This window comes from Kribbella sp. NPDC050124 (assembly GCF_044460355.1).
Taxonomy (GTDB): Bacteria; Actinomycetota; Actinomycetes; order Propionibacteriales; family Kribbellaceae; genus Kribbella.
This window is the reverse complement of record NZ_JBITJU010000015.1, coordinates 55,247-67,302: the sequence shown is the minus strand read 5'-3', so window position 1 is coordinate 67,302 and position 12,056 is coordinate 55,247. Positions and strand designations below refer to the sequence as shown.

The 12,056-nt window shown below is 66.3% G+C and carries 9 protein-coding genes; 5 read left to right on the top strand and 4 right to left on the bottom strand.

Going from position 1 to position 12,056, the window contains the following annotated elements; all coding sequences use genetic code 11:
• The first annotated feature begins 327 nt into the window (after positions 1-327).
• Positions 328-1,752, top strand: coding sequence for a dihydrolipoyl dehydrogenase family protein (locus ACIBL3_RS29415; RefSeq protein WP_396356903.1), 1,425 nt, complete (start codon positions 328-330; stop codon positions 1,750-1,752).
• On the opposite strand, the gene ACIBL3_RS29410 is transcribed toward ACIBL3_RS29415, so the two are convergent.
• The 3 genes from ACIBL3_RS29410 to ACIBL3_RS29400 all read right to left on the bottom strand — a co-directional run bounded on the left by ACIBL3_RS29410 (position 1,714) and on the right by ACIBL3_RS29400 (position 4,844).
• A complete protein-coding gene (locus tag ACIBL3_RS29410; RefSeq protein ID WP_396356902.1) occupies positions 1,714-2,085 on the bottom strand; it encodes a hypothetical protein in 372 nt (123 codons plus the stop codon). The genes ACIBL3_RS29415 and ACIBL3_RS29410 overlap by 39 nt on opposite strands.
• Positions 2,086-2,434: 349 nt before the next feature.
• Complete coding sequence (locus tag ACIBL3_RS29405) at positions 2,435-4,393, bottom strand: glycoside hydrolase family 15 protein (protein WP_396356901.1); 1,959 nt, start codon at positions 4,391-4,393, stop codon at positions 2,435-2,437.
• Positions 4,293-4,844, bottom strand: coding sequence for a hypothetical protein (locus ACIBL3_RS29400; protein WP_396356899.1), 552 nt, complete (start codon positions 4,842-4,844; stop codon positions 4,293-4,295). Before ACIBL3_RS29400 ends, ACIBL3_RS29405 begins: the two co-directional genes overlap by 101 nt.
• A gap of 136 nt (positions 4,845-4,980) precedes the next feature.
• Here ACIBL3_RS29400 and ACIBL3_RS29395 point away from each other — a divergent pair, with 136 nt between their 5' ends.
• From ACIBL3_RS29395 to ACIBL3_RS29380, 4 genes are all read left to right on the top strand, one after another.
• Positions 4,981-5,712, top strand: a complete 732-nt coding sequence (locus tag ACIBL3_RS29395) for a hypothetical protein (protein WP_396356898.1) — start codon at positions 4,981-4,983, stop codon at positions 5,710-5,712.
• A gap of 443 nt (positions 5,713-6,155) precedes the next feature.
• Positions 6,156-6,608: a hypothetical protein gene (locus ACIBL3_RS29390; RefSeq protein ID WP_396356897.1), complete on the top strand. Its 453-nt coding sequence runs from the start codon at positions 6,156-6,158 to the stop codon at positions 6,606-6,608.
• Positions 6,609-6,633: 25 nt separating this feature from the next.
• Positions 6,634-7,686, top strand: a complete 1,053-nt coding sequence (locus ACIBL3_RS29385) for a hypothetical protein (RefSeq protein ID WP_396356896.1) — start codon at positions 6,634-6,636, stop codon at positions 7,684-7,686.
• Between the two features lie 636 nt (positions 7,687-8,322).
• Complete coding sequence (locus ACIBL3_RS29380; RefSeq protein WP_396356895.1) at positions 8,323-8,535, top strand: hypothetical protein; 213 nt, start codon at positions 8,323-8,325, stop codon at positions 8,533-8,535.
• A 405-nt stretch (positions 8,536-8,940) separates the two neighbouring features.
• On the opposite strand, the gene ACIBL3_RS29375 is transcribed toward ACIBL3_RS29380, so the two are convergent.
• A complete protein-coding gene (locus tag ACIBL3_RS29375) occupies positions 8,941-11,736 on the bottom strand; it encodes an AAA family ATPase (RefSeq protein ID WP_396356894.1) in 2,796 nt (931 codons plus the stop codon).
• Between the last annotated feature and the right edge of the window lie 320 nt (positions 11,737-12,056).

Sequence of the window (12,056 nt, the reverse complement as noted above, 5' to 3'; positions counted from 1 at the left end):
CTACCTCGGCGTCGAGCCACCCGGTTCCTGCCCTATGCGTGCGATACGACGATGTCCTTGGCGTCCGGATCAGCTCCGGCCGTGCGCACCGCAGCAGGTCCCAGCGTTGGTCTAGCTCGACTGCCACCGCGTGCAGTCATCGGACCGTCGTCGCGGGATCGCGGACGGGCGCCGCGGCCTCATCTGTGCCCGGGCCCAGTGCGTCTGCCAGTGTCTTCCACTGGTTCGGCGGGCCGGTTCAGGCGTCACCGTGGTGAGTAATCGCGGCAGCGACCGTCGGCCAACTGTGGCGAGCGTCAACCGTGTCCTACGAACAAGGGAATCAGCATGGAAACGACGGAGTACGACGTCATCGTGCTTGGCGGTGGCGCCGCCGGGGAGAACGCCGCCGACCGTGCGGTGCAAGGCGGTCTGACCGCCGTGATCGTCGAGAGTGAACTCGTCGGAGGCGAGTGCTCGTACTGGGCTTGTATGCCCTCGAAGGCACTACTGCGCTCCGGGCAGGTTCTCCGGGCGGCCCGGCAGGTGCCCGGCGCGGCCCAGGCGGTGACCGGTGAGCTCGATGTCGAGGCGGTCCTCGCGCGCCGCAACGCCTTCACCAGTAACTGGTCCGACGCGGGACAGGTGCGATGGCTGAAGCAAGCAGGCATCTCGCTGGTGCGCGGCCATGGTCGCATCACGGGGCCGAAGGAGGTTACCGTCACAACCGCTGGCGGCTCGGCAACACTACTCACCGCACGGCACGCGGTGGTTGTGGCGACCGGTTCCGATGCCTTCGTTCCCGACATCGAGGGCCTCCGCGAGGCCCGCGCGTGGACGAGTCGCGAGGCGACGAGCGCCCAGTCGATACCCGGCAGCCTCGCGATCCTCGGTGGCGGCGTCGTCGCCTGTGAGATGGCAACGGCGTACGCCGGCTTCGGTACCCATGTAACGGTGATCTCGCGCTCCGGGTTGCTCATGACGATGGAACCGTACGCCGGTGAACTGGTGGCCGAGGGGTTGCGCGAGCAGGGCGCCACGGTTCTGCTCGACACCAAGACGACGCGGGTCAACCGGACGGACGGGAAAGTCGTCGTCGAACTCGGCGACGATTCGACCATCACAGCTGAAGAGGTCCTGGTAGCAGCCGGTCGTACGCCGTTGACCCGTGACATCGGGCTGGACATGATCGGGCTCGAGCCCGGCTCCTGGTTGGAGACTGATGACACACTGCTCGTCCGCGGATTCGACTGGCTGTACGCCGTGGGCGACGTCACGCATCGGGTGCTGCTCACCCACCAAGGCAAGTACCAGGCGCGGGCCGCCGGTGACGTCATCGCCGCCCGCGCGAAGGGGGCGTCAGTTGCGGACAACCCGTGGGGTGCCCACGTCGCGACAGCCGACCACGCGGTGGTCCCACAGGTCACCTTCACAGAGCCTGAGGTCGCGTCCGTCGGCCTCACGGCGGCAGCCGCCGCTGCGGCCGGCTACGACATCCGGGTCGTCGACTACGAGATCGGAAATGTTGCCGGCGCCAGCGTTCGCGCGGTTGGCTACAAGGGAACCGCCCGGATGGTCGTCGATGAGCAGCGCAAGGTCATCCTGGGTGTCACCTTCGTCGGACCGGACGTGAGCGACTTGCTTCACGCAGCGACCGTGGCGATTGTGGCGGAGGTGCCCCTGGACCGACTCTGGCACGCAGTACCTGCCTACCCAACGGTCAGCGAGATCTGGCTACGCCTCCTCGAGACGTACGGCCGACCGCGCGCTTAGAGAAACAAGCCCCTTTTGCGGCAGCGCCCCTCGTTCGACTGGAGAGACCACGATGTCATCGACCCACGACGCCACCGCCTGCATGTCGCGGCGCTCGTGGACCTCGCCATCTGTTCTGGCCAATTGATGGTTGCTCTCGACGCCACGGCGTTGAACACCGCGCTGCCGTTGGCGCAGCATGTCCTCGGTTTCTCCACACTGATCTGCAATGGATGGTGACCGACTCGGCCTCGCGTACGGCAGCTTGCTGCTGCTCGGCGGCGCTGACGGATCGGTTTGGCCGGTGCGGGCGGCTTCCAGCGCTTCGTCGTACCGGCCGAGGCCGTTGAACATGATTCCTTGGAACCAGCCGATCAAGTTCAGCCGACCCCTTCGCCCCGCGCAACGATGTCGCCGCGCAGCCTCTTGAACGGGCTCGGCGAGTAGGGCCCTGCCGCGGATGGCATCGAGGCTCACCTGGCCGTGCGGCGACCATCGTTTCTGGCCACCGGTGACGTCGGCGATCCACTCGCACTCCGCGACCAGGGATTCAGCCTCGGCCAGGCTGCCAAGGCCAACTCCACACCGGCCGCACGGCCCACGCGGTAGTCCGCGGCGCTCGTGACCAGGAACTCAAGCAACGCGGTCTTACCGATGCCGGCCTCGACTCGCAACACCAGGACCTGGCCTTGGCCGGCCTGCGCTAGGCGACATCGGCGCGTCCTTCGAGGCTCAAGTCGCTGTACGGTCGGGATAGGTGGGACTTGGAACCGTCGGCGGCGCTGAGCGTGACTGCGGTGGTGACGAGGCCGGCGTGGCTGAACGCTTGGGGTGTGTTGCCCAGGTGACGCCCGGTACGAGCGTCGTACTCCTCGCTGAGCAGGCCCACGTCGTTGCGCACGGTGAGCAGTCGCTCGAACAGCTCGATGGCGTCGCCGGTGCGGCCGATGATCTGCAGTGCGTCGGCGAGCCAGAACGACGTGGCAACAAAGGTGCCTTCGCTGCCGGGGACTCCGTCGACGTTGTGCCCGTCATCGGTGACGGCGTACCGCAGGACCAGCCCGTCCTCGGTAAGCTCCCGCTGGATCGCCTCGACGGTGGCGACGATGCGCGGGTCGTCGGACGGCAGGAACCCGTAACGCGGCATCAAGAGGACCGCTGCATCGAGGTGAGGGGAGCCGTAGGACTGGGTGAACGCCGCCCGCCCGGGGTGATAGCCGCGCTCGACGATCTGGTCTGCAATGGTGCGCCGCAGCGCCCTGAGCCGCGTCAGCTGGCGGATGTCGCCGTTGTTGTGCTCCTCGAGGCGACGCACAGCCCGGTCGACACCGACCCAGGCCAGCAGCTTCGAATGCACGAACTGACGGCGCGGACCGCGAACCTCCCAGAGCCCGTGGTCGGGTTCCTGCCAGTGGGCTTCGATTTGGTCGAGTAGGGCGCGTTCCAGCTTCTCCTGGTCCGCGGCGTCGGGCAGACCGGCATCCCGGGCCGCCCACAGGATGTCGAGCACCTCCCCCCAAACGTCGTTCTGCTGCTGCCTGGCGGCGGCATTGCCCACGCGAACCGGCTTGGATTGGCCGTATCCTGGCAGCCAGTCGAGGGTCTGCTCGGGAAGCTCGGCGGCACCGTCGACTGCGTACATGATCTGCATGCCCGAGGGGTCGTCGATGACGGTGCGCACCAGCCAGTCTCGCCACGCTGCGACCTCCTCCAGGTGGCCGGTGGCAAGGAACGCCTGAGCGGTGAAGGTGGCGTCACGTAGCCAGGAGTAGCGGTAATCCCAATTGCGCGACCCGCCGAGCTGCTCGGGGAGCGAGGTAGTGGGAGCGGCCAGGATGCTGCCGGTCGGAGCGTAGGTGAGCGCCTTCAGGATGACTAGCGACTGGTTGACTTCGGACGCCCACGCACCGGTGTAGGTCGATCGGCCGACCCATTCGGTCCAGAACGCATCGGTCGCGTCCAGGGCCGCGCCGGCGTCCGGCGCCGGTCGGCGCGGCTCGCCCGCCGTATAGAGGAGTGTGAACGTGACCCGCTCCCCTGCGGAGACCAAGAAGTCCCCCGCCCACGACAGGTCGGTTTCGGTGACGGTGACGTCGGAGTCGAGCCAGAGCTGCTCGCGGCCAGCGCTTGCGACCAGCTGCCCGTGGTCGGTCCGCAGGGTCGGGACCTCCTTGCCGTACCCCATCCGCGGCGCCAGGTGGGTGCGCATGGCCACTGTGCCGACCAGGCCGTCCACGATCCGCACCACCATGGGGTCCGACGAACCCGGAACCATCAGGTCGGTGACCCTGACCGCGCCGCTGCCGGTGGTCCACTCGGTCTCCAGGACCAGCGTTTCGGGGCGGTAGCGACGTCGGCTGCACCGCTCCCGATTCACGGGTGCCAGAACCCAATTGCCGTGCCGTTCGTCTCCTAGAAGCGCGGCAAAGATGGCCGGGGAGTCGAAGCGGGGCATGGGTAACCAGTTGATCGCTCCATCCACGCCAACCAATGCGGCGGTACGCAGGTCGCCAATGAGCGCGTAATCCTCGATGTGCAGCGCCATGGATGGTCCGTGTGCATCATGTCTGGTCATGTGTTTCAGCGTTTCGCCAGCTGGCTCTGGTCGCGCCCGTGCGGCGCACTGGCAGGCACCCCGGGGCCGCTGGCATTCGCCGGCCAAGGGACCAGTGAGCGGTCCTACCGACGGCATCGCCCGGCTGCGTCGTGAGCCAGGCGCAGTACGACGCCCTCACGGGTGGCACGCTTCCGAGCGCCGGCCGGCACCCCTGTGCGTGGGGTGCGGTTGCACACGGCGACCCCGCCACGCCGAACAGCCCGCGTAGCCCGCCGAGGAAGGACAGGCCGAACCCGAACCCGCTGATGATGGAGCCGAGCAGGTAGACCACGCCAGTCTCAACCGCGGTCGCGGAGACGATGATAACCATCCCGACGGCGAGTGCTCCCGAGCCCGCGCTGGCCCCCAGCCACGGGGTGGTGCGGCCGAGGAAGAGCTGCGTCAGCGCCGCAGTGCCCAGCAGCGCAAAGATGCCGACGCTTGCCAGGATGGGGTTGGTCGTGTCGAACAGCGTTGTGCTGGTCAGCGAGATCGCCGTGGAGTCCGAGAGTTCCACGGTGAAGCCTGCTGCTGGCTCTGACCGTGTTCTGTGACGTCAGATCTCCGTGAATTGCGACGGCACCTGCTGGTTGGCCCGGAAGTTGTCAGCGAATTTTGACGTCACTGACGGGGGTTGTGGTGGGAGGATCGTTGTGCTCAGTGAGGGGGCGCAGCCGATGCCGCCACGTCAGTCGAAGGTCGAGTTGTATGCCGTGCTGCGGCGTGACTCGCGGGCGGGCCTGTCGAACCGGGCTTTGGAGCGCAAGTACAGCGTGGGCTGGCGCACCGTTCGGCAGGCGCTGAGCTCGGCGTGGCCACCGCCGCGACAGCCGTATGCGCCTCGGCGCTCGAGGCTGGATCCGTTCAAGGCGGTGATAGACGAGATTCTGCTGGCCGACTTGGACGCGCCGAGGAAGCAGCGCCATACCGCGACCCGGATCTATCACCGGCTGATCGACGAGCACGCCCTGGTCGACGTGTCGTATCAGGTCGTGCGTGGCTATGTCGCGAAGCGACGGCCGGAGATCCGGATCGAGGCCGGCCACGGCCCGGCACAGGTGTTCGTCCCGCAGTCGCATCTGCCGGGCGCGGAGGCTGAGGTTGACTTCGGGGAGGTGGTAGTGCGGCTGCGTGGTGAGCCGGTGACGTGCATGCTGTTCTGTCTGCGGTTGTCGTTCTCGGGCAAGGCGGTGCACCGGGTTTTCGCCTCCGGTGGTCAGGAGGCGTTCTTCGAGGGCCACGCGCACGCCTTCAGCGTGCTCGGGGGCGTGCCGTTCGGCAAGATCCGCTACGACAACCTCAAGGCCGCCGTCGCCCGAGTGTTAGGCCCCAACACCGTCGCGATGGGGCCTACTGAACGAGTGATCAGGGGGGAGGCTCAGTGACTCAGGTCATCGAGGTTGGAAGCAGACAGGCTGGGTGGGGTGTACTCGAATGATTATTGTTCGCCCCAATCTTGGGTTGGGAGTTCACCTCGCAGGTTTGATTACGCCCCGGCGCAGAAGGTTATGGCTGCGTAGGCTGAAGTACCTAATCTGCATCCCCATAGCTGCGATGTTGATTGTCGGACCGTCAACCGTGGCGTACGCGGAATATTGTTCCGGCACATGTCATAGGTATGCCGGACAGAGGAGCTCAGGAACCGGAGTTAGCGGCGTTGACGGCTATCTCTACGCGAAGCCCTCGAGCGGGATGTCCTCGAGCCAAGGCATTGTGTGGTGGCTTGGCGTCACCAGGACCTCCTCCCCGGTACATTGGACGCAGACAGGGAAATATCAGGGGACACTCTGGGCGTTCCTACAGCCCGGCCCAAGGAAGCCTGACGGCCATGCGCCAGTACTGGGAAGCAAACTCCCTCTGTGCGTATCAGGGTGGAGACCTGGGGTATTCGGCGACCAATCTCGCATACTATGTCACTATTGCCAAGACTTCTAACTACGGCGGACCGTGCGAGGGTACTGAGTTCTATACCTATGTGCGGATTGCAAGTTTCTCCAATCCTCCGGTAGCCGTCGGTCATGTTCCAGCGGTAACCTACGGACCTGATGCTTTCCATGAAAAGGTTGCCGTCAATGCACTCGTGCCCGGGGCATATCCGGGATTCTTCGGGTACGACAGCGCACATCAGATCAGCCCTGCGCACTCCCTGCACGTGCTCTTCGGAAGCAACTGGCCGGCCTGGACCTCGAGTCAAGTCCCTTATACTGCTGCCCTTCATGACGCGCCACCTTACTACCATTCCTCCGGAAGCTTCGCCCAATTCTACTCGGCCGACAGTTGAGGTGAGTACATTGCGGACATGGAGAATGCGATTATCTGTTCTCGTCGCGATCGGAGCACTCTGCTCGGCCTGCGGCAACCAGGTCCCAACGAGTCATTCGGCCGCGCAGGCGACGGACTGCGTGATACTGGAACGTTTGAACGCTCCGGCCTACTCCCTCGCCTTCGACAAGGAGAAGGACAGGTTATGGTTCCCGGTCATGGAAATCGGAGGCAAATCGAGCCTCCATCGCTATGATCTCGCGACCGGACAACAGTTTCAGTACCCGCTGCCGGACTCCGGCTACAACGGTCTTGTCGCGACCACTGTCATCACCAGCGATGGCGCTGTATGGGTCAATCTGCCGTACGCTGTCGCTCGCTGGGATCCAATCCGACAGACGATAACGACAACGTCGATCCCTGTGGACGCCGAAGGTCAACTCCCTGCAGCAGTTGACACGGCCCAGCCCCTGGCTGGGACCTGGATTTCAACTCTCATTGCGGACGGCGACGGAGTGCTGATCGGCCGCCTAAACGTTCCCTATCTCCAACGGGTGTCCAGCGACGGCACAACGGCGAGAGCCTTTGACTTGCCCAATGGGTACGAGGGCACCAAGAAAATGGCTCGAATGGGTAGTACGCTGCTCGTGGCACCAGGTTGGTTATCTAACGAGTCGGCAACAGACGTCCTAGCAATTGCGTCGAGCACAACAAAGCACACGCACACTATCCCATTGAACGGTCTCTTCGATCTTGGCGGGACCATCGCCGCGCAGACTCAGAACGGTTTGGTAAAGGCCGACACTGGCGAACGCCTGTCGACGGTGCTCGTACCGGATCCATCCGCGCATGCCTTGTTGGCACGGAACGGTGTAGCCGAGGTCGCGTACAGCCCATCCAGGCACACTCTGGAACGTGCCGTGGGAACCGAGGTCGCGACCCTTCAGTTGAACAGTCGCACAGCACCTGCCGCCGGAGGAACTGGAACTGGAGTGAAAGCTTGGGAAGGCGTTACGGCGTTGGCACAAGGTCCCGACGCCACCGTGTTCGCCCTTCGCGCCAACGGGACCGAGCTGTGCGAATGGGGGTCCGGGTAACGGCATTCCCGGCCGGTCGGCCCGCCAAGAGTAAGACCGAGGCGCGCCCCGGCGAGGACCCGCATCACTGAACCTCGATTTGCAGTAAACGATGTGATCGCGGTGGTCGACACGCAGCCTGGATGTAGAGAAGTGCCTTACCTGCAAAGGGATTCTGGACTTGCCTCGAGCTCAGAATCAACCGAGAGGGAAGGCACTTCGCAGGTGGAGAGTACAACGACGCGTCCGGTGATCATGGTGACGGCTCATGGGCGGGGTGTCGCCTCGCATGCCGAGTCGCGGCTGCTGGCCGATCTCGCCGAGGTCGCCGGTTTGTCCCATGCCTTCAGGGTCGCATTGAGCGGGGCTTCGTCAGCGCGCGGTCTGAGGCATGATCCGTGCCTGGGTGCTGGTCGACCTCGCGGTGCTGCTGTCCGATGCTGGCGAGGCGATCTCGGATCTGGCGGTGTTGCTGGACCAAGCCCGATCTGTTCTGGCCATTCGCCTCGACCCCCACAGCCTTCGGGTCTTGTACAGCATCTACGAGACCGTCTTGGGTCCGGTTGCGCCAAGCGCGTGCGGTGGCTCGGGAGCGTGCCTGGCTGGCACGGACAGAACTTTGGGCGGGCGTTGCCGCCACGGCCGCGGAGTAGGCGTGTGCTGCCGGGCCTGGTCATCGACATCGACGCCAGCCTGGTCACCTGTCACCTCACCGGCGAGAAGGAATCGGCTGCTGCCAGGTTCAAAGGCGGCTTCCGGTACCACCCGCTGCTGGCGTTCCTCGACAAGACCGGTGAAGCACCGGCCGCGTTGCTGCGCCCGGCGGCAACGCCGGCAGCAAAACAGCGGCTAACCGCATCACGCGACTGATCTGGCGCTTGGCCAGATCCCCGACACCGAACGGTATGGTCGCCCGATCCTGGTCCAGGGTCATCGAGCGCATCGTGCGATCCGTCTGCTCCACTAGCCCTTCGCCGCCGCCGATCCACTCGCGCTGACGTCAAAAGTCGCGGAGATCTCACCTCAGCCCCCGCCCAGATGCCGCTAGCTTTCGCGAGCAAACGACGTCAGAATTCGCTGTCACAGCCACTGCTGCCTTGACCGGCCCACGGGCCCGCACGAGGCCATCACATGACCGGAGCCTGGCGACGCCAGTAGGCGATGTCACCGCCCCGAACAGCGCGGGCCCGGTCGTGTCGACCTCGGCAGCCCGGATCGACCGCCAGGCCGACACTGCGAACGGATGGGATCGCGGCCGCGGCTGTGCGCCGGGCACTACGTGGCGACGATCGAGTACTGGCTCACCGGCATCGCTGCGCGGAGCTCCTTGCGGGAGCCCATGCCGAGCTTCTGGTACACCTTGCGTAGATGCCACTCCACGGTTCGGGCGCTGATGAACAGGTGCGCGCCGATCTCAGGGTTGGTCATCCCGGTCGCGGCGAGTCCGGCGATCTGCGCCTCCTGGGCGGTGAGGGCCTCGACCAGCCCGGATCGTGCAGGTTGACGAAGAGTCTCGCCTGTCGCGGCGAGCTCACTGCGAGTCCGCTCGGCGAACCCTTCGGCCCCCATCTGCAAGAACATGTCATGGGCGGTACGCAATTGCTCGCGGGCGTCCAAGTCACGGTCCTGCCGTCGCAGCCATTCGCCGTACAGGAGGTGTGCTCGTGCGAGCACCATCGGCACGCGGGTACGTGTGAGCCGCTCGACGGCCTCGCGGTAGAGTGCCTCCGCGACCAGCGGGTCGTCGGCAAGGAGTGCCCGGCAGCGGGCGAGTACGCCGAGCGCCCAGTTTGTGCGGCTGGCCTCGGCCATCTCGGCCAGTTCCTCGACGGCTCGTTCGGCCTGTGCCCGGCTCTCTGTGCGAACCGCCGCCTCCACGAGCTCGGCCAGCGACCAGGTGGCGAAGGCGAGTTCCTGCGGATGTTGTGCACCTTCGGCGGCTGCAGCCATCGCCTCGGGATAGCGCCCCAGACCGTTGTACATCACCGCTTGCGCATGCCGGATCAGCGTCAGGCCCATCCCGTCCCCGCGGCTGGCCACCTCGCCGATGACGGCATCGATCATGCGAGACGCCTCCTCCAGATGTCCCCGCCAGGCGGCGAGGGCGATCGCTCCGTAGGGCGGCAAGGTGCTGCCGGTTGCCTGGGTCACGGATGCGGCCTCCTGCACCAACACGTCCACGGTGGAGAGCTCCCCCGCGAACAGGTGCAGACCCATCCGGGCGCTCAAGGCGATCGGCAGCACATGAAGTGCGCCGACCTGACGCGCGAGCTGGGCATGGCGGGAGCAAAGTTCGTCCCAGCCCTCGTCGTCCCACAGGTCGTGTGCGGCGTGAGTGGCGAACCACAACCAGCGCAGCGACTCCAGCGCGGGCATGTCGGAGGTTCGGAAGGCGCGAACCGCGTCGCGCAGCACCGAGGCGCCGATCGCGTACCCCTCGGTGATGACCAGGGCAAAACCGTTCAGAAGAAGGTCGCAGGGACCCTTTGTGCCAACGGGGGCAGGGGCGGCGAGGGCCGCGGTCGCCACCTCACGCAACTCCACTCCGGTGGCGAGTCGGCCGGCGAACAACGCAGCCGAGAGCGCGTCGAGATAGGTTCGACGGGCAAGCGTTGCGTCGAGCGGCTCGAGTTCCCGGGCGGCGTCCAGCAGCATGCCCGGAGCGTCCCCGCTGTGCTCTGAGAAGAACGCGATCTGCGCCCGCGCCAGGTGAACCAGGGCTCGATCCAGGGAACCGAGCGGCCCTGCCTCGGCGACCGTCAGCAGCGACAGTGCCTCCGCGGGGGCGCCGGCTTGATGTTTCAGCTGCGCTGCGGCGAGCGCGCGTCGGGCGCGCAGCGGCGCGTCGGCGGTCAGTTCGGTCGCCCGCCCCAAAAAAGCGGCCGCAGCGGCCAGCCCCCCACGGCCCTGTGCCCGCGCGGCGCTGGCCTCCAATGCCGCCGCGATGTCGTCGTCGTACCCGACAGTCGCCTGGGCGCGGTGCCAGGTTCTGCGGTCGGGCTGGGAGTCAGCGTCGGTGACGTCGGCAAGCGCGGCATGGACCTCGCGGATTGCACCTGCTGACGCTGCTCGGTAGACCGCGGAACGCACCAGCGGATGCCGGAAGCGTACTCCGGCGCCCACCCTCACGTTGTCCGTAATCAGGCTGGCATCGAGAGCCGGTCCCGCCGCCGCGATCACGTCGAGACCGAAGCTGTGGGCTGCCTGCCACACAAGTGCCACGTCTCCGGACGGCTCGACCGCCGCGAGGAGCAGCAGCCGTTGCGTTTCCTGAGGGAGCCGCTGAAGGCGCCGCCGGAACCCCTCCTCGATCCGAGTTGCCAGCGGCATCCGGGTGCCGTCGGCGAAACCGAACGCGAGCTCGGATGAGGTCAGTCCCCTCGGCAGTTCCAGGACCGCCAGCGGGTTGCCGCGGGTCTCCCGCAGCAGATGGTCGCGGACGCGGTCCTCCAGCGGACCGACCATCGCCGTGCTCAGTAGCTCGGCCGCCTCCTTGTCATCGAGCCCACGGACCGACAGCACGGGCAGACCACTCAGGTCGTCGTCCTCGGCCAGAGGACGGGAGGCAAGGACCATGACAATCCTTTCGGCCAGCAGTCGGCGTGCCACGAATGAGAAGGTTTGTGCCGAAGCCCTGTCCAGCCACTGCGCGTCGTCGACGACACAAATCAGCGGCTGCTGCTCGGACGCGTTCGTCAGCAAGCTGAGCACCGCGAGACTCACCACGAACCGCCCCGGAGGGTCCCCCGCCCGAAGCCCGAATGCGGTGGTGAGCGCGTCGCGCTGAGGATCGGGCAGCGCGTGGACATGGTCCAAGAACGGCGCACACAGCTGGTGCACTCCGGCATAGGGGATCTCCATCTCAGACTCCACTCCCGTTGCTCGCACGACCCGGCATCCGGGTGCGTGGTCGCCTATGTACTCCAAGAGGGCGGTCTTCCCGATCCCGGCCTCGCCCTCCAGCACCAAGACACCGCTCGACGCTGACCGCGCGCTGGCGACCAGTTCGTCGAGCACTGCGCATTCGCGGCGCCGGCCCAGCAGTCGCGGACGCTCCTCGTAGCTGTGCATGGCTGGTCCTCGCTCTCCAGTGGGGGTGGTCCAATGCTCTGTCGAGCTGAGCCTGGATTGCGCCCGGGAACCCCCCGGCCTTCATACCGGTCGGTGCGGCGCCTGGCCCCGGCACCACACCAGCTGTGTCTGCCGAGTCAGGCGGAGGCGGCCACCCGTGAGTCGAACTAGGGCAACACCCGGGCTCGAAGGCCCGGGCCGCCCTCAAGACTGAAAAGGCAACCAGCACTCATCCCGCGGGCAGCGGTGAGATGGCGGCCGGAAACGTCAACGGCCCCTTGGCCCCGGCGTCGTTCCGCCTGACCGCCCGCGGCTTCGAC

Bases quoted from the DNA above. Each gene is read 5' to 3' on its own strand.
- ACIBL3_RS29415 (WP_396356903.1), top strand. From the start codon at position 328: ATGGAAACGACGGAGTACGACGTCATCGTGCTTGGCGGTGGCGCCGCC.
- ACIBL3_RS29410 (WP_396356902.1), bottom strand. From the start codon at position 2,085: ATGTTCAACGGCCTCGGCCGGTACGACGAAGCGCTGGAAGCCGCCCGC.
- ACIBL3_RS29390 (WP_396356897.1), top strand. From the start codon at position 6,156: ATGCGCCAGTACTGGGAAGCAAACTCCCTCTGTGCGTATCAGGGTGGA.
- ACIBL3_RS29385 (WP_396356896.1), top strand. From the start codon at position 6,634: ATGCGATTATCTGTTCTCGTCGCGATCGGAGCACTCTGCTCGGCCTGC.
- ACIBL3_RS29375 (WP_396356894.1), bottom strand. From the start codon at position 11,736: ATGCACAGCTACGAGGAGCGTCCGCGACTGCTGGGCCGGCGCCGCGAA.